Annotated in this window: 16 protein-coding genes, 1 tRNA gene and 5 pseudogenes; 14 read left to right on the forward strand and 8 right to left on the reverse strand. The window is 41.0% G+C overall.

Going from position 1 to position 24,149, the window contains the following annotated elements; genetic code table 11:
• The 12 genes and pseudogenes from cysN (at position 1) to DXA05_RS15680 (ending at position 12,850) form a co-directional block, all read left to right on the forward strand.
• Positions 1–1,461, forward strand: coding sequence for a sulfate adenylyltransferase subunit CysN (gene cysN, locus DXA05_RS15625; RefSeq protein ID WP_128859361.1), 1,461 nt, complete (start codon positions 1–3; stop codon positions 1,459–1,461).
• 82 nt (positions 1,462–1,543) lie between these two features.
• Positions 1,544–2,649, forward strand: a pseudogene (locus DXA05_RS15630) (sulfotransferase).
• A gap of 25 nt (positions 2,650–2,674) precedes the next feature.
• Positions 2,675–3,643 (forward strand): PCMD domain-containing protein, encoded by a 969-nt coding sequence (locus DXA05_RS15635; protein ID WP_055235430.1) that lies wholly within the window; start codon positions 2,675–2,677, stop codon positions 3,641–3,643.
• Positions 3,644–3,960: 317 nt separating this feature from the next.
• Positions 3,961–5,099 (forward strand): annotated as a pseudogene (locus DXA05_RS15640) (OmpA family protein).
• Between the two features lie 74 nt (positions 5,100–5,173).
• Complete coding sequence (gene ruvX / locus DXA05_RS15645; RefSeq protein ID WP_022199530.1) at positions 5,174–5,590, forward strand: Holliday junction resolvase RuvX; 417 nt, start codon at positions 5,174–5,176, stop codon at positions 5,588–5,590.
• A 44-nt stretch (positions 5,591–5,634) separates the two neighbouring features.
• The gene (def, locus tag DXA05_RS15650; RefSeq protein ID WP_004297529.1) at positions 5,635–6,189 is read left to right on the forward strand and encodes a peptide deformylase; all 555 of its coding nucleotides are present in this window, start codon (positions 5,635–5,637) and stop codon (positions 6,187–6,189) included.
• Positions 6,190–6,265: 76 nt separating this feature from the next.
• Positions 6,266–8,294: pseudogene (locus tag DXA05_RS15655) on the forward strand (tetratricopeptide repeat protein).
• A gap of 82 nt (positions 8,295–8,376) precedes the next feature.
• On the forward strand, positions 8,377–10,317 hold the full coding sequence (gene thrS, locus DXA05_RS15660) for a threonine--tRNA ligase (protein WP_004297531.1): 1,941 nt from the start codon (positions 8,377–8,379) through the stop codon (positions 10,315–10,317).
• Positions 10,318–10,389: 72 nt separating this feature from the next.
• Positions 10,390–11,001, forward strand: a complete 612-nt coding sequence (gene infC / locus DXA05_RS15665; RefSeq protein ID WP_128859362.1) for a translation initiation factor IF-3 — start codon at positions 10,390–10,392, stop codon at positions 10,999–11,001.
• A 68-nt stretch (positions 11,002–11,069) separates the two neighbouring features.
• Positions 11,070–11,267, forward strand: coding sequence for a 50S ribosomal protein L35 (gene rpmI, locus DXA05_RS15670; RefSeq protein WP_004326827.1), 198 nt, complete (start codon positions 11,070–11,072; stop codon positions 11,265–11,267).
• Positions 11,268–11,365: 98 nt separating this feature from the next.
• Positions 11,366–11,716, forward strand: coding sequence for a 50S ribosomal protein L20 (gene rplT, locus DXA05_RS15675; protein ID WP_004297540.1), 351 nt, complete (start codon positions 11,366–11,368; stop codon positions 11,714–11,716).
• 357 nt (positions 11,717–12,073) lie between these two features.
• The gene (locus DXA05_RS15680) at positions 12,074–12,850 is read left to right on the forward strand and encodes an EFR1 family ferrodoxin (RefSeq protein WP_128859363.1); all 777 of its coding nucleotides are present in this window, start codon (positions 12,074–12,076) and stop codon (positions 12,848–12,850) included.
• On the opposite strand, the gene xpt is transcribed toward DXA05_RS15680, so the two are convergent.
• The 7 genes and pseudogenes from xpt to DXA05_RS15715 form a co-directional block, all read right to left on the reverse strand.
• The gene (xpt, locus tag DXA05_RS15685) at positions 12,837–13,409 is read right to left on the reverse strand and encodes a xanthine phosphoribosyltransferase (RefSeq protein ID WP_004307242.1); all 573 of its coding nucleotides are present in this window, start codon (positions 13,407–13,409) and stop codon (positions 12,837–12,839) included. The two genes, DXA05_RS15680 and xpt, sit on opposite strands and share 14 nt — an antisense overlap.
• Before the next feature lie 89 nt (positions 13,410–13,498).
• On the reverse strand, positions 13,499–14,806 hold the full coding sequence (locus DXA05_RS15690) for a phenylacetate--CoA ligase (protein ID WP_004297543.1): 1,308 nt from the start codon (positions 14,804–14,806) through the stop codon (positions 13,499–13,501).
• 14 nt (positions 14,807–14,820) lie between these two features.
• A complete protein-coding gene (locus tag DXA05_RS15695) occupies positions 14,821–15,402 on the reverse strand; it encodes an indolepyruvate oxidoreductase subunit beta (protein ID WP_004307241.1) in 582 nt (193 codons plus the stop codon).
• A gap of 3 nt (positions 15,403–15,405) precedes the next feature.
• A pseudogene (locus DXA05_RS15700) lies at positions 15,406–16,996 on the reverse strand (thiamine pyrophosphate-dependent enzyme).
• An 83-nt stretch (positions 16,997–17,079) separates the two neighbouring features.
• Complete coding sequence (gene mltG, locus DXA05_RS15705; protein ID WP_004297546.1) at positions 17,080–18,117, reverse strand: endolytic transglycosylase MltG; 1,038 nt, start codon at positions 18,115–18,117, stop codon at positions 17,080–17,082.
• A 458-nt stretch (positions 18,118–18,575) separates the two neighbouring features.
• Positions 18,576–19,454, reverse strand: a complete 879-nt coding sequence (locus tag DXA05_RS15710) for a DNA/RNA non-specific endonuclease (protein WP_004311464.1) — start codon at positions 19,452–19,454, stop codon at positions 18,576–18,578.
• Between the two features lie 27 nt (positions 19,455–19,481).
• Positions 19,482–20,063, reverse strand: a complete 582-nt coding sequence (locus DXA05_RS15715; RefSeq protein WP_004297549.1) for an epoxyqueuosine reductase QueH — start codon at positions 20,061–20,063, stop codon at positions 19,482–19,484.
• A 212-nt stretch (positions 20,064–20,275) separates the two neighbouring features.
• Between DXA05_RS15715 and DXA05_RS15720 the strand changes: the two genes are divergently transcribed.
• Complete coding sequence (locus DXA05_RS15720; protein ID WP_004311467.1) at positions 20,276–22,318, forward strand: DUF3352 domain-containing protein; 2,043 nt, start codon at positions 20,276–20,278, stop codon at positions 22,316–22,318.
• A 108-nt stretch (positions 22,319–22,426) separates the two neighbouring features.
• Positions 22,427–22,499 (forward strand) — tRNA-Thr (locus DXA05_RS15725).
• A 221-nt stretch (positions 22,500–22,720) separates the two neighbouring features.
• On the opposite strand, the pseudogene DXA05_RS15730 reads toward DXA05_RS15725, so the two are convergent.
• A pseudogene (locus DXA05_RS15730) lies at positions 22,721–23,928 on the reverse strand (ROK family transcriptional regulator).
• Positions 23,929–24,149: the final 221 nt, after the last annotated feature.

Genomic DNA, 24,149 nt, shown 5'->3' on the forward strand with positions numbered 1-24,149 from the left:
ATGGCAGATAATAAATTAGATATAAAAGCTTTTCTGGACAAGGATGAACAGAAAGACTTGTTGAGACTGTTGACTGCGGGTTCGGTAGATGATGGAAAATCAACGTTGATCGGACGCTTGTTGTTTGACAGTAAGAAACTGTATGAGGATCAGTTGGATGCACTGGAGCGTGATAGTAAACGTGTGGGGAATGCGGGCGAGCATATTGACTATGCGTTATTGCTCGATGGATTGAAGGCTGAACGTGAACAGGGTATTACGATTGACGTGGCTTATCGCTATTTCTCAACGAATGGTCGTAAGTTTATCATCGCGGATACTCCGGGACACGAACAGTATACCCGTAATATGATTACCGGGGGATCTACGGCTAACTTGGCTATTATCTTGGTGGATGCTCGTACCGGAGTGATTACCCAGACTCGTCGCCATACTTTCCTGGTGTCTTTGCTAGGAATCAAGCATGTGGTGTTGGCTGTCAACAAGATGGACCTGGTGGGTTTCTCGGAAGAGCGTTTTAACGAGATTGTGGCTGACTATAAGAAGTTTGTTGCTCCATTAGGTATTCCTGACGTCAACTGTATTCCACTTTCTGCATTGGATGGGGATAATGTGGTGGATAAGTCTGAACGTACTCCGTGGTACAAGGGGATTTCTTTGCTCGATTTCCTTGAAACGGTTCATATTGATAATGACCATAATTTTACGGATTTCCGTTTCCCGGTTCAGTATGTGCTTCGTCCGAATCTGGATTTCAGAGGATTCTGTGGTAAAGTTGCATCCGGTATCGTTCGCAAAGGGGATACGGTGATGGCGCTTCCTTCCGGAAAAACATCTAAGGTGAAGAGTATCGTGACTTATGACGGGGAATTGGATTATGCTTTCCCACCGCAGTCTGTGACCTTGACATTGGAGGATGAGATCGATGTGTCGCGCGGCGAAATGTTGGTGCATCCTGACAATCTGCCAACGGTGGATCGTAACTTTGATGCTATGATGGTCTGGATGGATGAAGAACCGATGGATGTAAATAAGTCGTTCTTTATTAAGCAGACTACCAATTTGAGTCGTACGCGTATTGATACGATAAAGTATAAGGTGGACGTGAATACGATGGAGCATCTGTCTCTGGAGAATGGTCAGCTGACTAAAGAGACGTTGCCTTTGCAGTTGAATCAGATTGCCCGTGTGGTGCTGACTACGGCTAAGGAATTGTTCTTTGATCCTTATAAGAAGAATAAATCTTGTGGCTCATTTATCCTGATTGACCCGATCACTAATAATACTTCGGCAGTAGGTATGATTATTGACCGCGTGGAAATGAAAGATATGAGTGACACGGAAGATATTCCGGTATTGGATATGACAAAACTGGGAATTGCTCCGGAACATTATGAAGCGGTAGAGAAAGTTGTGAAGGAACTGGAACGTCAGGGTCTTGCAGTGCGACTAATAAAATAGATTGTTTAATAATAAATTGAAAACTGAAAATGACAGTATCCTGTCGTCTTTAATTTTTAATTTTTAATTTCGAATTAATAAAGTGGGATTACTCGAATTTAATAAACTTCCGATTAATACATTGGTAGGTGCCGACTGGAAGACATTCAAGGCTATCACCGCCGGTCGTGAAATTGATGCAGCCTACAAAGGTAAATACCGATTGACGAAGGCTGTGTGCCGATTGCTTTCTCCACTGGCGTCATTACAAGACAGGCGTTACGAGAAGTTGCTGGCTAATCAGACGTTGGAGCATGATCCGGTGTTCATTTTGGGACACTGGCGAAGTGGAACTACATTTGTACATAATGTGTTCTCTTGTGACAAGCATTTTGGGTATAACACTACTTATCAGACTGTATTTCCTCATCTGATGATGTGGGGACAGCCTTTCTTCAAAAAGAATATGAGTTGCTGATGCCGGATAAGCGTCCGACGGATAATATGGAACTGGCAGTGGATCTTCCCCAGGAAGAGGAGTTTGCTTTGTCGAACATGATGCCTTATACATATTATAATTTCTGGTTCTTGCCGAAATATCAGCAGGAGTATGCCGATAAGTATCTTTTGTTTGATGATATAACGGATGCCGAATTGAAGGTGTTTGAAGAGGTATTCACGAAGTTGATTAAGATTTCTTTGTGGAATACCCAGGGAACTCAATTCCTTAGCAAGAATCCTCCGCATACCGGAAGGGTGAAGGAACTGGTGAAGATGTTCCCGAATGCTAAGTTTATCTACCTGATGCGTAACCCGTATACCGTGTTCGAATCTACACGCAGTTTCTTTACCAATACGATTCAGCCGTTGAAATTACAGGATGTCAGCAATGAACAATTAGAGGAAAATGTCCTTTCTATCTATGCAAAACTTTATCATAAGTATGAATCGGATAAGAAATTTATTCCGGAAGGTAACTTGATGGAAGTGAAATTTGAAGATTTCGAAGCGGATGCGATGGGAATGACGGAGAATATTTATCAGTCTCTTTCTATCCCTGGATTTACCGAAGCACGTACTGATATAGAAAAATATGTGGGCGGAAAGAAGGGATATAAGAAGAATAAGTATAAATATGATGACCGTACGATTCGTTTGGTAGAAGAGAATTGGGATTTTGCTTTGAAACAATGGGATTATAATTTATAAGAAGAAAAAGAAAGGAAAAGTATTGATGATTCAGAAAAGCGTTCATCGCCTGTTGATGACAGGTTTCGTTGCATTTATTTCTTCCTTGTCTTTGATGGCGCAACATAAAGTTGAAATGCTTCCTTTTGGGGACATGGATCAATGGGTGGACCGTCAGATAAAGGAGTCGAGTATTATCGGTGGGAATACAAAGAATGTATATGCGATAGGGCCGACAACGGTAATTAAGGGGGATCAGGTTTATAAGAATATGGGCGGATCGCCTTGGGCTACTTCAAATGTGATGGCGAAAGTTGCCGGTATTACGAAAACTAATACTTCGGTATTCCCGGAGAAGCGGGGAGATGGATATTGCGCCCGTTTGGATACGCGCATGGAGAGTGTGAAAGTGTTGGGACTGGTTAATATTACGGTGTTGGCGGCTGGCTCTGTCTTTACCGGTTCGGTGCATGAACCGATTAAGGGTACTAAAAATCCACAGAAAATGTTGCAGACCGGTATTCCGTTTACCAAAAAGCCGGTGGCTCTTCAGTTTGACTATAAAGTGAAGATGTCCGACCGGGAGAATCGTATTCGCGCTACCGGTTTCAGTAAGATTACGGATGTTCCCGGAAAAGATTATCCGGCAGCTATTCTGCTTCTGCAAAAACGTTGGGAAGATGCCAATGGAAATGTGTATGCAAAACGGATAGGGACTATGGTGACTTATTACTATCATTCTACGGACTGGAAAAATAATGCGACCTATGAGATTATGTACGGTGACATCACGAATCGTCCGGAATATAAGTCGCACATGATGCGTTTGCAGGCGACTGAAAGTTATACGGTGAACAGTAAGGGTGAAAGCGTGCCTATTCATGAAGTGGCCTGGGGAAATGAAAATGATGTTCCGACTCATATGTGTCTTCAGTTCACGTCCAGTCATGGAGGAGCCTATATCGGTTCTCCGGGAAATACTCTGTGGATTGACAATGTAAAACTGGTATATTAACAAAGCATATAGACAAAGAATAGAAATAGTCAGTGATCTAATTTCATCACTGGCTATTTTTTTTGTTTTAATTCTTCCACAACAACCCCCTTCAGATGCCTTCTGAAGTTATATTACACTTTTATCGCTCTATAAAATTCTATGAATGAATGAAAATTTACGTGTTTTTTTGTTTGTGTTATATTAAATATCTATATTTGCACTAATTTTAGAAGAAAGGATGACGTTTATTGTCTCTTAATCAGGTGTGGAACATTTGGGTTGTGTATTTAGCCTGTAAGACAATTGAAATATATTATTTACTAAAATAAATTGAGATGAAAAAGGGTTTATTGTTTATTTTATTGGCAGCAGTCTCTGTATGTCTGCCTGCACAAGAAAAAGAAAATGCAGCAAAGAGTTATAGAGTGGAAACTAACCGCTTTGGTGCTAATTGGTTTATTAGTGGTGGCGTTGGTGCGCAAATGTATTTTGGCGACAATGATGGTAAAGCTGACTTCGGAAAACGTCTTGCTCCGGCACTTGACATTGCTGTAGGTAAATGGTTTACTCCAGGTATCGGATTACGTGTAGCTTACAACGGTCTTCAGGCTAAAGGTGCTACTCCTAATGCTAATGGTCCGCTTGTAGACGGAGGACAGTATTCTAATGGCTACTACAAAGAAAAGTGGAATGTGATGAACTTCCATGGAGATGTAATGCTGAATCTTTCTAATATGATTTGTGGTTATAGAGAAGATCGTCTGTATTCATTCATTCCTTATGTAGGAGCTGGATTCGTACATTCAGGAAAAGGCGCAGGTTATGACGAACTGGGTATCAATGCCGGTTTAATCAACCGTTTCCGTCTGTCTTCTGCTTTGGATCTTAACGTTGAATTGCGTGGACTTTTGATGAAAGGCTCATTCGGTAATTCAGGTCCTGAAGGATTGGCTGGTCTGACTGTAGGTGTTACTTACAAGTTTAAGAAACGTGGTTGGGATGCTGTTCCTACTGTACCAATGGTTCCGGAAAGCCAGTTGAACGACATGAGAGACAGAGTGAACGCTTTGAAGGGTGAAAACGAATCTTTGAAACGTGACTTGGTTGAAGCTCGTAACAAGAAACCTGAAGTGATCGTTAAGAAAGAAGCTGGATTCGTTCCACGTCTGGTTGTTGTATTCAATATTGGAAAGAGTAACATCAGCAAGAGAGAATACATGAATATCGAGCTATGGCTAAGGGCATCAAAGCAACTGATAAAGTATTTACTATAACAGGATATGCTGATAAGGGTACTGGTTCTGCTGAATACAACATGAAGTTGAGTAAGAAGAGAGCTGAAGCTGTTCGTGACCTGATGGTTAATGAATTCGGTGTTCCTGCTTCTCAATTGAAGGTTGATTACAAGGGTGGCGTAGGCAACATGTTCTATGATGATGCTAAGTTAAGCCGTGTAGCTATTGTTGAAGAATAATATACATTTGAAATAATAGAATAAAAGAGACGTTTCCTTTCACGGGAAGCGTCTTTTTTGTATTTTTGTACCCCATGAGCAGAATAGTAGCAATAGATTATGGTAGAAAGCGTACTGGGATAGCTGTGAGCGATACAATGCAGCTGATTGCAAATGGATTGACGACGGTGCCTACGCATGAACTTCTGAACTTTATCGGTGAATATATAGCTAAAGAACCGGTGGAGCGGATTATTATTGGATTGCCCAAGCAAATGAATAATGAGGTTTCGGAGAATATGAAGAATATAGAGCCTTTTGTTCGTTCGCTGAAAAAGTGTTATCCGGACCTTCCGGTCGAATATGTGGATGAACGTTTCACTTCTGTTCTTGCACACCGTACTATGCTGGAGGCAGGTTTGAAGAAAAAAGACCGCCAAAACAAGGCATTGGTGGACGAAATAAGTGCTACTATTATTTTGCAAACATATTTGGAGAGTAAACGTTTTTAGTATAGGACATAGAATAACTTAATTTTTTAGTAGAGTATAAAAGTATGATTTTACCTATTTATGTATATGGTCAACCTGTATTGAGAAAGGTTGCAGAGGACATAACACCGGATTATCCGAATCTGAAAGAGTTGATTGAGAACATGTTCGAAACAATGGTACATGCGGACGGCGTAGGATTGGCTGCTCCACAGATCGGTTTGCCTATTCGCGTGGTTACGATTACATTGGATCCGCTTTCGGAGGAATATCCTGAATTTAAAGACTTTAATAAGGCTTATATCAATCCCCACATTCTGGAAGTAGGGGGTGAAGAAGTGAGTATGGAAGAGGGATGCTTAAGCCTTCCCGGTATTCACGAAACAGTGAAAAGGGGTGATAAAATTCGCGTGAAATATATGGACGAGAATTTTGTGGAGCATGAAGAAGAGGTGGAAGGTTATCTGGCTCGGGTGATGCAACATGAGTTCGATCATTTGGATGGTAAGATGTTCATTGACCATATCTCACCGCTTCGTAAGCAGATGATTAAAGGAAAGCTGAATACGATGTTGAAGGGAAAAGCGCGCAGTTCATATAAGATGAAACAGGTGAAATAAAGATAAAAAACGTTTATATCCCTGTTAAGTAAGCGAAAAGCATTATTTTTGCTTCGTTTACAAGCATAAAATATCAATGGTAAAAAGAATCTTAACAGTTTTATTACTGTTCCCAACGCTGGTGTGTGCTCAAATAAATACGGATCGGGTGATGACTATTGCCCGAAACGCTCTTTATTTTGAGGACTATGTACTTTCTATTCAGTATTTTAACCAGGTTATTAACGCTAAGCCTTATCTGTATGAACCTTATTTCTTCAGGGCATTGGCCAAACTGAATCTGGAGGATTTTCAGGGTGCTGAAGCAGACTGTGATGCAGCTATCCAGCGTAATCCATTTGTGGTGGGTGCTTATCAGATTCGTGGTTTGGCAAGGATTCGTCAGAGTAAATTTGATGGAGCGATTGAGGATTATAAGAAAGCGTTGCATTATGATCCGGAGAATATTACCTTATGGCATAACCTGACATTATCTCATATCCAGAAGAAGGATTATGATGCTGCGAAAGAGGATTTGGAAAGTTTGTTGAAGGTGTCTCCACGTTATACCCGTGCTTATTTGATGAGGGGGAGGTGTCTTTGCAACAGAAAGATACGATTGCTGCCTTGAATGACTTCAATAAGGCGCTTGAACTGGATAAATATGATCCGGATGCTTGGGCTGCAAGAGCGATTGTTAAATTACAACAGGCTAAGTATGCGGAAGCGGAAGCGGATTTCAACCGTGCTATTCCGTTGAGTGCTAAGAATGCTGGAAATTATATAAACCGTGCATTGGCACGTTTTCATCAGAATAATTTAAGAGGTGCCATGAGCGATTATGATCTGGCATTGGATATTGACCCGAATAACTTTATCGGTCATTATAATCGCGGATTGTTACGTGCACAGGTAGGAGATGATAACCGGGCTATTGAAGACTTCGACTTTGTTATCAAGATGGAGCCGGATAATATGATGGCTGTCTTTAACCGTGGTTTACTTCGTGCGCAAACGGGTGATTATCGCGGGGCTATACAAGATTACACAACTGTTATCAATCAGTATCCGAACTTCCTGGCCGGATACTATCAGCGTTCGGAAGCTCGCAGAAAGATTGGAGATAAGAAGGGTGCGGAGCAGGATGAATTTAAAGTCATGAAGGCTCAGATCGACAAGCAGAACGGTGTGACGAACAAAGATGTAGCACAGAATAAGGATAAGGAGAATGATGAGGAAGGCGGAGAGAAGACCCGTAAGAAATCCGATAAGAATATGAATAACTATCGTAAGATAGTGATTGCGGATGATTCTGAAGCCGAACAACGCTATACAAGTGATTATCGGGGTCGTGTGCAGGATAAGAACGTAAATATAACGCTGGAACCGATGTTCGCTTTGACTTATTATGAGAAGATGAGTGACGTGAAACGTTCGGTGAACTTCCACAAATATATTGAAGACTTGAACCGTACGGGTATACTTCCGAAACGTCTTCGTATCACAAATATGGAAGCTCCGCTGACGGAAGAACAGGTGAAGGTGCATTTTGCCTTGATTGATACGCACACATCGGCGATTGTGGAAGATGACAAGAATGCTTCGAAACGTTTTGCCCGTGCGATTGATTTTTATCTGGTGCAGGACTTCTCGAGTGCGGTTTCCGATTTGACCCAGACGATCTTGCTGGATGGTGATTTCTTCCCGGCATATTTTATGCGTGCGCTGATCCGTTGTAAACAGTTGGAGTATCAGAAGGCTGAACAAGCTGTCGAAACAGATGTTGTTCCGGGTGATAACAAGCGTAAAGAGATTACCGCAGTAGATTATGAAGTGGTCAGAAAAGACTTGGATAAGGTGATTAATCTGGCTCCGGACTTTGTATACGCATATTATAATCGTGCTAATGTTTCTGCCATGTTGAAAGATTACCGTGCCGCAATTATTGACTACGATAAGGCGATCGAGCTAAATCCTGATTTTGCGGATGCTTATTTCAATCGTGGACTGACTCATATTTTCTTAGGAAATAATAAGCTGGCATTTCAGATTTGAGTAAAGCCGGTGAGTTGGGGATTGTTTCTGCTTATAATGTTATCAAACGTTTTACAGATCAATCGGAATAACATTTTTTTGATAAAAAATAGAAAACTCAAAAGATTTAGTTACTTTTGCGTTCAAATTATGAAAATATAACATCATCATATTATGATAAAGATAACATTTCCCGATGGCTCCGTTCGTGAGTATAACGAAGGAGTGAACGGTTTACAGATTGCTGAAAGTATCAGCTCGCGTCTGGCACAGGAAGTGCTGGCATGTGGCGTGAACGGCGAGACTTATGATTTAGGACGTCCTATTAATGAAGATGCTAATTTCGTTCTTTATAAATGGGATGATGAAGAAGGTAAGCATGCATTCTGGCATACAAGTGCACACTTGTTGGCGGAAGCTTTGCAGGAACTTTATCCGGGTATCCAGTTTGGTATCGGACCGGCTATTGAAAACGGATTCTACTATGATGTGGATCCGGGTGAAGCGGTAATTAAAGAAAGCGACCTTCCTGCCATTGAAGCTAAAATGTTGGAACTGGCTGCAAAGAAAGAAGACGTAGTCAGAAAAAGCATCGCAAAAACGGATGCTCTGAAAATGTTTGGTGATCGTGGCGAAACATATAAATGTGAATTGATTTCTGAACTGGAAGACGGACACATTACGACTTATACCCAGGGTGCATTTACTGACCTTTGTCGTGGTCCTCACTTGATGACGACTGCTCCGATCAAGGCTATTAAGTTGACTTCAGTGGCTGGTGCTTATTGGCGTGGTCATGAAGATCGTAAGATGCTGACTCGTATTTATGGTATCACGTTCCCGAAGAAGAAAATGCTGGATGAATATCTGGTGTTATTGGAAGAAGCGAAGAAGCGTGACCATCGTAAGATTGGTAAGGAGATGCAGTTGTTTATGTTCTCCGAAACTGTAGGTAAGGGACTTCCTATGTGGTTGCCGAAAGGTACTGCATTGCGTCTGCGTCTGCAGGAGTTCTTACGTCGTATCCAGACACGTTACGATTATCAGGAGGTGATTACTCCGCCAATCGGTAATAAGTTGCTGTATGTGACTTCGGGTCACTATGCAAAATATGGCAAGGATGCTTTCCAACCTATCCATACTCCGGAAGAGGGGGAAGAGTATTTCTTGAAACCAATGAACTGTCCTCACCACTGTGAGATTTACAAAAACTTCCCACGTTCTTATAAAGACCTTCCGTTGCGTATAGCTGAATTTGGTACGGTTTGTCGTTATGAACAAAGTGGAGAGTTACATGGTTTAACTCGTGTTCGTAGCTTTACGCAGGATGATGCGCATATCTTCTGTCGTCCGGAGCAGGTGAAAGATGAGTTCCTTCGTGTGATGGATATTATATCTATTGTGTTCCGTTCTATGGATTTCCAGAATTTTGAAGCACAGATATCTTTGCGTGATAAAGTGAACCGTGAAAAGTATATTGGTAGCGATGATAACTGGGAAAAAGCGGAACAGGCTATTATCGAGGCTTGTGCGGAGAAGGGCTTGCCTGCTAAGATTGAGTATGGAGAAGCTGCTTTTTATGGTCCTAAGCTTGACTTTATGGTGAAAGACGCTATCGGTCGTCGTTGGCAGCTGGGTACTATCCAGGTTGACTACAACTTGCCGGAACGCTTTGAACTTGAATATATGGGCTCTGATAATCAGAAGCATCGTCCGGTGATGATTCACCGTGCTCCGTTCGGATCAATGGAACGTTTTGTTGCTGTATTGATTGAGCACACTGCCGGTAAGTTCCCATTGTGGCTGACACCGGAACAGGTAGTTATTCTGCCGATCAGTGAGAAGTTCAATGAATATGCAGAACAGGTGAAGATGTATCTGAAAATACACGAAATCCGTGCGATTGTAGATGATCGTAACGAGAAGATCGGCCGCAAGATTCGTGATAATGAAATGAAGCGCATTCCTTATATGCTGATTGTCGGTGAAAAAGAGGCTGAAAATGGTGAAGTTTCTGTTCGTAGACAAGGCGAAGGTGACAAAGGAACCATGAAATTTGAAGAATTTGCTAAAATTTTGAACGAAGAAGTTCAGAATATGATAAATAAATGGTAACTTTGCAGCCGTTTCAAAATAAAATATTTAGTATAACAATAAAAAGATCAAACTAGGAAGTAAACGTTTTTAATGAAGAATGACACTCTAAAAGGGCAATACAGAATCAATGAACAGATTCGTGCCAAGGAAGTTCGCATAGTAAGCGATGATATTGAACCGAAAGTATATCCAATCTTTCAGGCTCTGAAAATGGCTGAAGAAAAAGAATTGGATTTAGTGGAAATTTCTCCTAATGCTCAACCCCCTGTTTGTCGTATTATTGATTATTCTAAATTTCTTTATCAATTAAAGAAACGTCAGAAGGAACAGAAAGCGAAGCAGGTGAAGGTTAATGTGAAGGAGATTCGTTTTGGTCCCCAGACAGATGACCATGATTACAACTTTAAGTTGAAACATGCTAAAGGATTCTTGGAAGACGGTGATAAGGTGAAGGCTTATGTATTCTTTAAAGGTCGTTCTATCCTTTTTAAGGAACAAGGTGAAGTATTGTTGCTTCGTTTTGCGAATGATTTGGAAGACTATGCAAAAGTGGATCAGATGCCGATATTGGAAGGTAAGCGTATGACTATCCAGCTTTCTCCGAAGAAGAAAGAAGCTCCTAAAAAGCCTGCAACGGCCGGAGCACCGAAACCTGCTGCTCCTGCACAAAAAGCAGAGAAGCCGGAAGCGGGCGAAGAATAAGAAAAGATGCGTAACGCGCAGGTATAGTGCGTTGCCATTATATATTTAATAATTTAAAAACAAGTAAGATGCCAAAGATGAAGACTAACTCCGGTTCTAAAAAAAGGTTTACCCTTACCGGAACAGGTAAAATCAAAAGAAAGCACGCTTTTCACAGTCACATTTTGACTAAGAAAACTAAGAAGAGAAAAAGAAATCTGTGCTACTCTACAACTGTTGATACAACAAATGTAAGCCAGGTTAAGGAACTCTTAGCAATGAAGTAATCAAAAGCGTAAAAGTATTATTAAAGTATTAACCGAATGCATTAGCCTGAAGTTCGCTGCGTGAAGTAGCGGCGCTAACATTCAAAAAAAGTAAAACTATGCCAAGATCAGTAAATCATGTTGCTTCAAAAGCAAGAAGAAAGAAAATTTTGAAATTAACCAGAGGTTACTTTGGTGCAAGAAAGAATGTATGGACCGTAGCTAAAAACACTTGGGAAAAGGGTTTGACTTACGCGTTCCGTGACCGTAGAAATAAGAAAAGAAACTTCCGCGCTCTTTGGATACAACGTATCAACGCTGCTGCACGTCTTGAAGGAATGTCTTATTCTAAATTGATGGGCGGTCTGCACAAAGCCGGTATTGAAATAAACCGTAAGGTTTTGGCTGATTTAGCTATGAATCACCCGGAAGCTTTCAAAGCTGTAGTTGCTAAAGCTAAAGCTGCTTAAGCATCAATAGTTTACGAGTTACAAAGTGTCAGTTACTAAGCTAGTAACTGACACTTTTCTTTGTTAGGTGGATAGAAGGGAGTGAAAAAAATGTTAGTAGGTAAACAAATTCCTTTTTTTTCTTGTTAGTCTCATAGATTCTTATTACATTTGTGATACAAAAATATTAGCCGTATCGACTGGATCGGGAAACTCTTCAAATTAATCTGATGCACCGAGAAAGCTTCGTTCTTCAATGGCGGGCCACATCCTTCGGGACAGCTTTAAGCCGGTGGATTACAAAGAGGGCGAGCGCTCAAATCTTGTTCTATCAGAGTTTCATCACATCGTCGATGCGGCTTTTTTATATACTTTTCTATGATATTTTATTTCTCCGGTACAGGTAATTCTAAGTGGATTGCAAATCAGCTTTCCAAAGAGCAAAAAGAAGAGTTGTTTTTTATTCCTGATGCGCTAAAGAATGGAGCATTGGAGTTTAGTTTGCAGGCAGATGAAAAGATCGGCTTTGTATTTCCTATCTATTCGTGGGGACCTCCTGAAATAGTATTGAACTTTGTTCGACAGCTCTCTTTAAGGGGGTATAAAAGACAATATTTGTTTTTTGTTTGTTCCTGTGGTGATGATACCGGGCTTACCCAGCAAGTACTGGCGAAGGCATTAAAGAATAAAGGTTGGGAATGTCACGCTGGTTTCTCGGTGACTATGCCTAATAATTATGTCTTGCTTCCCGGTTTCGACGTGGATAATAAAGAGTTGGAAGAGAAAAAACTAGCGGATGCTGTTTCGACTGTCAGTAAAATAAATGCTTCGATAAGTAAGAGGGAAGAGCTGTTTCTCTGTCATGAAGGGAGTATGCCTTTTATCAAGACGAGGATTATAAATCCGTTGTTTAATCGTTTTCAGATGTCTCCTAAGCATTTTTATGCTACCGATGCTTGTATTGGGTGTAAGCGTTGTGAGAAGAGTTGCCCGGTGGAGAATGTTACAGTTGTGGACGGAAGGCCTGTTTGGGGAATGGATTGCACCTCATGCCTGGCATGTTATCATGTTTGTCCGCAGCATGCGGTGCAATATGGAAAAAGGACGAAAGATAAGGGGCAGTATTTCAACCCCAATCAATCTACTCGTCTTTGATTTTAATACAGCAGTTGGATAAGTCTTCAATGATGGCCAGACTTTCTACTCTGACACCTTGTTCCTCAAGCATTTTGCGGCCATTCTGGAAGGCTTTTTCAATAATGAAGCCCATTCCTACCAAATTTGCTCCGGATTGCTTGACGAGGTCGATAATGCCCAATGCGGCATTTCCGTATGCGAGAAAGTCATCCACGAAAAGAACATTGTCGTTCGGGGTGAGGAAATCTGCACTGATAACGACTTCATAATCACGGTCTTTGGTGAATGAGTGCACGGTGGTGCTTAGTGCATTCTGGATGGTTTTAGGAGACTTTTTCTTTGCAAATACAACTGGTAAATCCATCAGGTAGCCTGTCATGATAGCAGGGGCGATGCCGCTGGCTTCGATCGTCATAATCTTATTTACGTTTGTGGCTGCAAAACGGCGGACAAACTCAACTCCGATTGATTTCATCAGGACAGGGTCCATTTGATGATTAATAAAACCGTCTACTTTCAGGATACCTCCTTCGTAGCACTTTCCGTCTTGCAGAATTCTTTTTTTAAGTAATTGCATGCTGTATGATATTAATTAAATAATGTGCTAATATTCCATTCCGCATGGTGAACAGCGGTTGGTATATTAGCACATGGAAATTTGAATTGTTACTTGTTGTCTCTTAAGTCTTTTACTCGGACGGCTTTTCCTTCGCTTTGCGGGAGAGAGCCTTTTTTTACCAGTTTAACTTTGGGAGTCACCAATATTTCATCCTTTAATTGGCGGGTTATATCCTTGCGGATCTTCTCCAGTTCAATATAATTGTCAGTGGAAAGGTCGCTTAATTCTACTTCGACGATCATCTCGTCTTGGTTGTTGACTGTTTCCAGTGTAATCAGGTAATTGCTGCCTAATTCGGGAAATTGTACGAGTATCTTTTCTACTTGCATCGGGAAGATATTTACTCCCTTGATAATGAACATATCATCACTGCGTCCCTTGATACGATCAATACGGATGTGCGTGCGGCCGCAGGGGCATTTTCCCGGAAGAATACGGGTTAAGTCACGGGTGCGATAGCGGATTAACGGCATCATCTCCCGGTCGAGAGTCGTAAGTACTAATTCTCCGATTTCTCCTTCCTGAACGGGTTCTCCTGTTTCCGGATCGATAATTTCTACCAGATAACAGTCTTCCCAGAAGTGCATTCCGTTTTGTTCCTGACATTCGAAAGCAACACCGGGACCGTTCATTTCTGTCATACCGAAGCTGTTGTATGCTTTTACGCCCAGCATCTTTTCTATTTTCCGGCGTTGTTCGTCGGTGTGAGGTTCAGCACCGATAACCAGCGTTTTCAGTGTGGTTCCTTTGGGATCAAGGCCTTCTTCCTGAAAGACTTCGGCAAGGCGGATGGCATAGCTGGGGATAGCATGTAAAGCGGTAGTCTTGAAGTCGTTGATGAATTTAATCTGTCGTTTACTGTTTCCGGCTGCGGCAGGGACTGTCAGACAGCCCAGGCGTTCTGCACCGTATTGGAAGCCTAACCCTCCTGTAAACATACCGTATCCGGAGCTGTTTTGGAAGACGTCGGTCTTGCGTATTCCTACTGCGTACAGGCAGCGGGCTACCAGGTTGGCCCAGGAGTCGAGATCGTGCTGTGAATGAACAATAACTGTCGGGTTTCCGGTAGTACCACTAGAAGAGTGAATACGTACACCATCATTGCTCATATCACCTGCTACCAGCCCGAAAGGATAGTGGGCACGCATATCGGCTTTGGTAGTAAAGGGCAATTTGCGGATATCGTCTAATGATTGTATGCTATCTGCAGTGATGCCATGTTTGCTGAAAACTTCTTTGTAATATGGGGAGTTTGCAGCTATATTGATTGTTTTCTTAAGCCGTCGAAGTTGTAATTCCTGCAACTTCTCCCGGCTCATGGTTTCTAGTTCTTCTTCCCAGTATTGTGTATTCATGATAATGCCTGTTATTACATTAGCTTTTCTGCAATTTCCTTGCCGGCAGCCAATGCTTTAAGATTCATTTCTACAATTGCTTCTCCCTTGCGCAGGAAGATTTCACGGATGCTGTCTTGTACTTTTCCGTAGTCGATGCCAAGGAATGGAATGGTTGCTCCCAGTAAGACTATGTTGGCAACGCGGGCGGAGCCTACTTCTTTGGCTACTTTGTCTACGTTCAACACAATTTTGTGAGGCAGCTTATTGATTTCTGCCATTACTTTGTCTGCTTCCGGATAATTGGGGATATTGACAAACGGAGTTTCGTTAGTCACTAACCAACCGTTAGGGCTAAGATAAGGGAGGTAGCGCAATCCTTCCATGGGTTCCAATGAAATGATAAGGTCGCATTTACCTGATGGGATCAAGTCTGAAGCAATCGGCTGGTCGCTGATACGGAGGTTGGATTGAACATCTCCTCCGCGTTGGCTCATTCCGTGCACTTCTGCTTGTTTCATATATAATCCTTCTTTCAAGGCAGCTTTGCCGATCACTGTAGCAATAGACAGAATTCCCTGTCCACCGACTCCTGATAATATAATGTCTTTCTTCATGGCTTACTTACTTCTTTTTTTGCGTGCTAATGTCTGGATACACTCTCTACGTGGAATAATGACAGATACACCACGGTATTCGATCTCTTCGCGAATGATTTGCTTCATCTCCTCATAGTTTTTCTTCAACGGAGTAACGACGCGGATATGAGCCGGATCTACTCCGATACCTGCACAGATCGCTTCGATACGTCCGGTTCCGGCAGAGTCCTGTCCGCCTGTCATGGCGGTAGTTTCATTGTCGGAGATGACGATGGTTACACTGGCATTCTCGTTCACACAATCTAATAGTCCGGTCATTCCGGAATGGGTGAATGTGGAGTCTCCGATGACAGCTACAGCCGGGAAAAGACCTCCGTCAGCCGCACCTTTCGCCATCGTGATGGAGGCGCCCATGTCTACGCATGAGTTGATTGCATTGAAAGGAGCATTCGCGCCTAATGTGTAACAGCCGATGTCGCTGAATACTTTATGAGATGGGTATTCTTCTTTCAGAACTTCGGTTAGTGTGATATACATATCGCGATGTCCGCAACCTTCGCAAAGTGCAGGCGGACGCATTTCTACGACAGAAGGAATGCCGAATTCCGATTTATTCTCTTTGCCTACGGCGCGGGCTACAGAGTCCGGATTTAATTCTCCATCCTGTGACAGAGTGCCGTCCAAGCGTCCTTTTACTTTAACGCCGATGCCCAGATAACCTTTCAATTGTTTTTCTACAAATGGTTGTCCGTCTTCCAGAACGAGGATTTCGTCACAGGAGTCAATCAATTGATGTAATTGCTTTTTAGGCAATGGATACTGGCCGATTTTAAGTACCGGATATTCGCAACCTCAGGATAGTTTTCCATCAGATAGTTGTAGCCGATGCCACAAGCGATAATTCCTAACTTTTTGTTAGGACCATCTGTATATTTATTATAAGGTGATTCTTCCGAGCTTTGATAAACTCGTCTTGGCGCGCAAGTAATACTTTGTAGCGTTTACGGGCATTTCCAGGTAACAAGATGAACTGACGAGGATCTTCGCTGAAAGAGATGCCATTCTGTGGTTTTTGTGCTTTGCGTTCTACTCCAGAGCGGGAGTGTGCAAGGCGGGTTACCATACGCATCAAGATAGGTTCGCCCAATTTTTCAGAGAATTCGAAACCACTGTATACCATATCATACGCTTCCTGCTGATTGCTGGGTTCGTACATGGGAATCAGTGAGAAATCTCCGTAGAAACGGCTGTCTTGTTCGTTCTGCGAAGAGTGCATACTGGGGTCGTCTGCTGCTATCACGATCAATCCACCTTTCACGCCTGTGATGGCAGAGTTGACAAAACAGTCGGCAGCTACATTCATACCTACGTGCTTCATACAAACTAATGCCCGTTTACCAACGAATGACATACCCAACGCAGCTTCCATCGCTGTTTTTTCATTGGCACACCAACGGTTGTGTATATTCTGTTCGGTCGTTATTGGGGCCATTTGAATATATTCCGTAATTTCAGTTGAAGGAGTACCAGGATAGGCATAAACACCTGAAAGTCCGGCATCCAGTGCAGCTTGTGCAATGGCTTCATCGCCAAGTAAGAGTTGCTTGCTCATATATATTTCTTTTATTTAGTGTTGATCACAGTTTGTTAATCTATCGGGCAAAGATAGGCTTTTCCGTTCGTTTTATCACAAATTTACTTGAAAATCTTTCTTTCATTCAGGGCTTTCCAGTATTTTCTTGCATTTGCCATGTGGTCGGCATAATTGGATGCAAAGTTGTGAGTTCCGGAAAAATCTTCTTTAGCACACATGTAGATATAGTTATGTTTGGTATAGTTCAATACGCTGTCTATTCCCTTTTTAGAAGGGATACGGATGGGGCCTGGAGGCAGACCGGTATTTATATAGGTGTTATAGGGGGAATTGACTTTTAAATTTTCGTTGGTGATTCGGCGCAGACCGAAATCCTGTAGTGCAAATTTGATGGTAGGATCTGCCTGCAAAGGCATATCTTGATGTAAACGGTTGATATACAATCCGGCTACCATTGGCTTTTCTTCATTGTTGTTGGTTTCTTCTTCAACGATGGAAGCAAGAGTGCTGACTTCTTCCGGTGTCATGCCGATAGCGGTGGCTTGTGCCAGACGTTCTTTGTTCCAGAAGCGTTCGTGCTCATTCTTCATTCGTTTAAAGAAGTCGTCTACGCTCATATCCCAATATACCTGATAGGTTTCAGGTATGAAAAGGCTGGGGAGTGTTATGGTTGTGTATCCCATTTGAGCCTGGAAAGTAGAGTCGAATAACTGGCTGGCGATTTCGGCAGAGTCTATCATGAGTTGTTTTCCAATGCTTCGTGCTAACCGGTCTAATGTCCGGACACTTCCTATGGTAAGGTTGATCGCTTCCTGATAGCCTCTGGAAAAGCGACTATATACGTGATAGATATTGTCATTTGGGCGAATGGCATAACGTCCGGTATGGATATTCTGATCGAAATCTTTATATTTTGCCATCCACTGGAATCCGGTGAACTTATTGACATGCCCGAATTTTTGTATTTTATGATAGATAGAGTCGGCTGTGTCATCCCGGTCTACATAAATATATACAGTTTTAGATGGATGAAATTGAGGAGCAAACAGATAGTAATAAAAGGTGCCTCCGGCAATTGCACAAAGGAGGAATGCTCCGATTAGAATTGATAGTAGAATATTTCTCTTTTTTCTCTTCATCTTTTGAGGTATATTTAAAAAGTTCGCCAAAGATAAAAAGAATTTGGATAGGATTGTTCTCTTTTTAGGATGAATCATAAGAAGACTATATCAAAAGTATGTTTTCTTTCGATGCGGTAATGAATCCATTCTTTCACGTTGCGTTTGCCTTGCTTGATTTATTCAGTTGCTTATTGTGCTGCTTGGCATTCATTGCAATTATCTTTTTGTTTCCAGCGTAGTTCCATTATTCCAATATATTGTGGGACTATTTTCTCGCAATATATGGGAATGTTTTCTCATAAAATAAGAGAATACTTTCCCACAATATGTGGGAATAAGACAATCTCTTGACGTTACAATGTGAAACCTTGAGAGTAATACAACAACTCCCTTTTATTGAAGTGCAAGTCTGTTTGTAACTAGAATGCCATTGGCATAGGGAAATGAATTCATTTCAGAGAAACGAGTTTTGCTACTTAGTTCGGCCAGAGGGAATAATTTGCATTTGCTTCTATTTTGTTTTCTATCTCATCGGGTAAAGGTGCGAAGAAATCCATATTAGTCAGGCTCTCGATGCTATCCACTGTGACTACATATGAAGATAGAGGTTCTACTGCCTGCTCATTGTTGAATAAGAAGCCGATAGCCCGTATCGGTTTGGCAAAAGGAGATAGGACTACTTTGAAAAACCGTTGAGGTACTACGACCTTATTTTTCCCAATCGTTTTAGGCTGTTTTTCAATAATAGGTCCACATATAATAATAATGGCACTATCTGCTATAGCCCAATTCCGGATTTTTTCTTCCAGATTTTTCCATCCTCTTCTATTTAACTGGGGATGTTGGGGACACATATTGCTGAAATAGAATGATTCTTTCATGGCTTCAGGACTCCATTTCATATCTGCAGCAGGCGCCATGTGTCCTTTGTCGTATCCTGAACGGGTGTAGTCAGTATTGGTTGCAATCGGGCCTGTCACTAATGGGTCGGCAATAAAACGATTGCCTCTTTTTTCTTTTCCTTTGGTTTCTTCCCGGGTTAATTCGTAAGAGACCCAGTTGGGTATTTTTAAATCTTTGTTATATGATACGGTATATCCGCTATGCCGGATTATTTGTTCTTGCCGGGGAACTAATGGTATGGGTGTCTCCAGATCTTTGCCAAGTGGAATTTGAAGGGAGATATCGGTTTGCGGTTCATTATTATTCTGGGTATTAATCTGTTGGCAATATAAATAGACGCCAAAAAGAATAGGAATGAGCACAATGATGGCGATGATACATCCTAATCTGTTATTGGAATGTGATTTCTTTTTGAATAGCTTTCTGTTTTTACCTTTTTTACTTCGATTCATTGGTTAGCTAGTAATGGCGGGTTTGTTTTATTCTTCTTTTCTCATGCTGAATTCACAACCGCAATATTGTTGGTTGTAGAAGTTATACTCTTTAATAATGGCGATACGTCGTTCGCTAAGTCCGCCTTTCCGCCAATTCTGTTCCCAGTATGTGACATCCGGGTATGAAGCGGTGGCATATTGTCCGGCTTCATTAATCTGCTCCAGACTTTTCCAACGACTGGAAGCAAGCGTTGTGGTTATTACGGAAAGGCCATGTTCATGCGCATAACGGGCGGTCTCCAATAAGCGTAGTTTAAAGCAACGTAGGCAGCGTCCTCCTCTTTCGGGTTCCTGCTCCATTCCTGCTATATGGCATCGCCAGTTTTCATGATCGTAATCAGCATCTATTATCTCCAATCCCAATGATTGGGCATAGCGTGTACATTCGTCTTTTCTTATCATATACTCTTCCAGCGGATAGATGTTAGGATTGCAATAATAGATAACAGGGGTGATGTGATGTTGCATCATACATTCAATAATGGCTGATGAACAAGGAGCACAACAGGTATGAAGTAAGACTTTATCGGCTCCTCCCGGAACTTCGAGTTGGAATTTCTTTTTCATGCTGTAAAGTTAATACATATTTACGATACGAGTCAATGGTTTATGCTTTATTCAGAATAGTTTTTTATAAAAATAGGAGGGAGGATATCTCCTTTATACTGTTTTTTATAAAATCTTGTTTATTGAACTAATTCACTAAATGAGTATGAATTAACTAATTAATCTCATCTTTTTTACTATTTTTGTCCATTCAAGTTTATAACAACTCAATAATGAATGAATTAAATTGCGGGCAAGGAGAGCAAAATGCAGGCCCGGAGAAGAAAAAAAGTACCTCGAAAATAGTGAAGAGAACTTTAGTTGTGGCTGCATTGGCTTTGGCGGTATATGTTGTATATTCCGTAGTTTATTTATTTGTCTCACCTGATCGTAATATTCAGCAGATCTATCTGGTTCCGGAAGATGCGGCATTTATTATTCAGTCATCGGCTCCGATTGAAGATTGGGAGAAGTTTAGTGGAAGCGAGACGTGGCAATGCCTGAAGAAAGCGAAATCTTTTGAGGAGGTGACGAAAAGTGTGGAGAAGCTGGATTCCGTTGTTAAAAGCAATAAGGTATTATTGTCGCTTGTCGGTGAACGGGATATGCTTATTTCGCTTCATAAGACTCGTGCCACAGAGTGGGATTTTTTGCTTATCTTGGATATGCAGAAGACATCAAAGATGGACTTATTGAAAGACCAGGTTGAAACCGTATTGGTTATGAGTGGTTTTACTGTGACTAATCGGATGCATAATAGCATTAATATCCTTGAAATGCGCGATTCCGAGACGAGGGATATTTTCTATATTGCTTTTGTCGATAATCATTTGGTTGGTTCATACACATCCGGACTTGTCGAGTCGGCTATTGATTCGCGTAATAAACCTAAAATCGGGCTTGATCAGTCTTTTATTGAAACAGAGAAGTTGGTTTCCGGTAAGGGACTTGTCAGAGTCTTTGTCAATTATGCGCGTGTACCTCAATTTATGTCTATTTATTTAGGTACAAGAAATGAGTACATTGATCTGTTTAGCAATTCCATGAATTTTGCCGGACTTTATTTAAATACGAATAAGGAGCGGATGGAAGTGAAAGGATATACATTGAAAAAAGATTCTGCCGATCCTTATGTCACTGCTTTGTTGAATTCGGGAAAACATAAAATGAAAGCACATGAGATTCTGTCCGGGCGGACAGCTCTTTATACGAATATAGGTTTCAATAGTCCGGTGACCTTTGTAAAGGAACTGGAGAATGCACTGTCGGTTCACAATAAACAGTTGTATGATTCTTATCAAAGTTCCCGGAAAAAGATAGAAGGGTTATTCGGTATATCTTTGGAAGAAAACTTTTTGAGTTGGATGTCAGGAGAGTTTGCTATTACCCAATCCGAACCAGGTTTGTTAGGACATGATCCCGAACTGATTCTGGCTATCAGGGCTAAAAGTATTAAAGATGCCCGTAAGAACATGGAATTCATTGAAAAGAAGATTAAGCGACGTACTCCAGTTAAGATTAAGACTGCTAATTATAAGGATTTCGAGATTAATTATGTCGAAATGAAAGGCTTTTTTCGCTTGTTCTTTGGAAAGCTATTTGATAAATTTGAGAAGCCATACTATACTTATGTTGACGATTATGTAGTTTTTAGTAATAAAGCTGCTTCTTTACTTTCCTTTGTAGAAGATTACGAGCAGAAGAATTTATTAAAAAATAATCCGGGTTTTGAAAATGCACTGTCATATTTAAAATCAAGTTCTACTATTTTCTTATATACAGATGTGCGCAAGTTTTATTCCCAGTTGAAACCGATGATGAATCCTGCTACATGGAATGAAATACAATCAAACAAAGACGTTTTGTATTCATTTCCTTACTGGACTATGCAGATTATAGGAGAGGATCAGTCGGCTTCTTTGCAGTATGTGATGGATTATAGCCCATATCAACTGGAAGAGGTTGACGTTGCTATTGCTACCGATGAAGATGATAAGGAAATGAACGAAGATGCAGAGACCGAAAAAGAGCAGATGAGCGAACTGAAACGTTTCTATATCGAAAAGTTTGAAGGAAACGTTTTACGGGAGTTTTATCCGGAGGGAGCATTGAAGAGTGAAGCGGAAGTAAAAGAAGGGAAACGCCATGGTCGTTACCGCGAATATTATGAAGATGGGACATTGAAACTTCGTGGAAAGTATGCAAATAATAAACCGAAGGGTACATGGAAGTACTATACCGAGGACGGAAAATTTGAACGCAAAGAAAAGTTTTAGATAACGTCAACAAAAGTTGATTTAAAAATTAAGCTCAAAAAATAATCGGATTCTTTTTGTTTTCTCAAATAAAGCTGTAATTTTGCACGCCGTAAACGAGAGACAAACGCCGCTATAGCTCAGTTGGTAGAGCAACGCATTCGTAACGCGTAGGTCGCCAGTTCAAGTCTGGCTAGCGGCTCTCAAATTAGAACGCTGATTATTAATTAATAATCAGCGTTCTAATTTTTACAGGATTCCCTATTCTTATTTTAAAAGGGAAATCCTGCGTATGTAATAGATGTGAAATATAAAAATGTAATCTATGTTGAGTCGTATTATTGTTTTAGTGGTTGCCGGAGTAGCCGTAGTCTATATCGTTCGCTTTATAGATAACTTTTTCTCCCAACGTAGAAGATAAAACTAGCTTTCAAACATTCTGCTGCGTGCGAGCATACAAGCGCCAACGATGCCGGCTTTGTCTTTCAGCTTAGATGTGATGATGGCTGAATCTTTATTAACCAGATTTAGAGAGTACTTGCGTACGGCTGTTTTTATGGGTTGGGTGATATAATCGCCGGTTAAAGATAAAGTTCCACCTATAATGACCAGTTCCGGGTTGAAGATATTGATTAGCCCGGCAATCTGTTTGCCTAGTTTCTGTCCGATTTCTTCTACAATTTCAATGCAAAGCAGGTCTTCTTTATTCACAGCGGCAATGATCTCATCAAGAGTGATCGGATTTTCCTCTGTGGCGATTCGTGTAGATAGAATGGAACTTTCCCCACTTTGAATACGCTCTAATAAGATACGATGAAGTGCCGATCCGGAAGCTTCCGTCTCCAAACAACCTTTTTTCCCGCAATGGCAGATTATCTCATTATCATAAGCACTCATGTGTCCAAATTCACCGGAGAATCCGGATTTCCCGGTATAAATCTTACCATCAATAATAATTCCGATACCTACTCCCCAGCTTACATTTACAAAAATGATATCCTTTTCTCCTTTTACGCAGCCTTGCATATATTCGCCATAAGTCATGGCACGCGTGTCATTATCAATGGTTACTTTATATCCCAATTTTTCGGATAATACATCCGCCAACGGCCTTTCCTCAAAATTGAATTGGCTGAAGCTATACCCTGATTCAGGATTTACACGCCCCGACACATTTACATTAATATTTAAGATCTTCTCTTTATTAATAGTGAGTTTCTTTATAAAATTGAGAATATGCTTGCATAACTCATTCATCCCTTCGATTGAGTTCTCAAACTTATAAGGTATATTCATTTTCAATTCTACCATATCGCCTTTGAAATTTATCAGTCCGATATTGACGGCGAATCTTTTGATGTCTACACCCAAAAAGTAACCGGATTCCGGATTAAGCCCATAGAGGTTGGGATGCGTCCGCCACTAGTTTCCAATTTGCCATAATCATTAATATATCCGTCATCACACATTTCACCGATAAATTTGGTGACAGTCGGTACACTTAAATCCAGCTCTTTTGAAAGATCGGGAATTGTAGAACTTCCATTATATATATAATGTGTAATAATCCTCTTTTTGACAAGAGCACTTTTAGAGCCTTTTTCTATTTCTTTCAAGAATTGTTGGTTCATAACTATGTATATTTGGTAATTCACACAAAGATAATTAATTTTTTTATTAATACGTGGTTTTGAGACCTTGAAAATTAGAATATCTTGAATGTTATATTCCCTATATACTATGTAATGGATTATATATAGGATAATGTAGCTATGGACGATTGTGGATATAATAAATGAAATAGACGATTTGTGAGGTAATTCCCCTCTATTAATTAATAATGCGAGGAATA

It is taken from the genome of Bacteroides sp. AM54-2NS, assembly GCF_003602935.1.
Classification (GTDB): Bacteria; Bacteroidota; Bacteroidia; order Bacteroidales; family Bacteroidaceae; genus Bacteroides; species Bacteroides xylanisolvens.

What these genes read in the sequence shown, in the direction of transcription:
- cysN (WP_128859361.1), top strand. Translation starts at nt 1, where the DNA reads ATGGCAGATAATAAATTAGATATAAAAGCTTTTCTGGACAAGGATGAA.
- DXA05_RS15635 (WP_055235430.1), top strand. Translation starts at nt 2,675, where the DNA reads ATGATTCAGAAAAGCGTTCATCGCCTGTTGATGACAGGTTTCGTTGCA.
- ruvX (WP_022199530.1), top strand. Translation starts at nt 5,174, where the DNA reads ATGAGCAGAATAGTAGCAATAGATTATGGTAGAAAGCGTACTGGGATA.
- def (WP_004297529.1), top strand. Translation starts at nt 5,635, where the DNA reads ATGATTTTACCTATTTATGTATATGGTCAACCTGTATTGAGAAAGGTT.
- thrS (WP_004297531.1), top strand. Translation starts at nt 8,377, where the DNA reads ATGATAAAGATAACATTTCCCGATGGCTCCGTTCGTGAGTATAACGAA.
- infC (WP_128859362.1), top strand. Translation starts at nt 10,390, where the DNA reads ATGAAGAATGACACTCTAAAAGGGCAATACAGAATCAATGAACAGATT.
- rpmI (WP_004326827.1), top strand. Translation starts at nt 11,070, where the DNA reads ATGCCAAAGATGAAGACTAACTCCGGTTCTAAAAAAAGGTTTACCCTT.
- rplT (WP_004297540.1), top strand. Translation starts at nt 11,366, where the DNA reads ATGCCAAGATCAGTAAATCATGTTGCTTCAAAAGCAAGAAGAAAGAAA.
- DXA05_RS15680 (WP_128859363.1), top strand. Translation starts at nt 12,074, where the DNA reads ATGATATTTTATTTCTCCGGTACAGGTAATTCTAAGTGGATTGCAAAT.
- xpt (WP_004307242.1), bottom strand. Translation starts at nt 13,409, where the DNA reads ATGCAATTACTTAAAAAAAGAATTCTGCAAGACGGAAAGTGCTACGAA.
- DXA05_RS15690 (WP_004297543.1), bottom strand. Translation starts at nt 14,806, where the DNA reads ATGAATACACAATACTGGGAAGAAGAACTAGAAACCATGAGCCGGGAG.
- DXA05_RS15695 (WP_004307241.1), bottom strand. Translation starts at nt 15,402, where the DNA reads ATGAAGAAAGACATTATATTATCAGGAGTCGGTGGACAGGGAATTCTG.
- mltG (WP_004297546.1), bottom strand. Translation starts at nt 18,117, where the DNA reads ATGAAGAGAAAAAAGAGAAATATTCTACTATCAATTCTAATCGGAGCA.
- DXA05_RS15710 (WP_004311464.1), bottom strand. Translation starts at nt 19,454, where the DNA reads ATGAATCGAAGTAAAAAAGGTAAAAACAGAAAGCTATTCAAAAAGAAA.
- DXA05_RS15715 (WP_004297549.1), bottom strand. Translation starts at nt 20,063, where the DNA reads ATGAAAAAGAAATTCCAACTCGAAGTTCCGGGAGGAGCCGATAAAGTC.
- DXA05_RS15720 (WP_004311467.1), top strand. Translation starts at nt 20,276, where the DNA reads ATGAATGAATTAAATTGCGGGCAAGGAGAGCAAAATGCAGGCCCGGAG.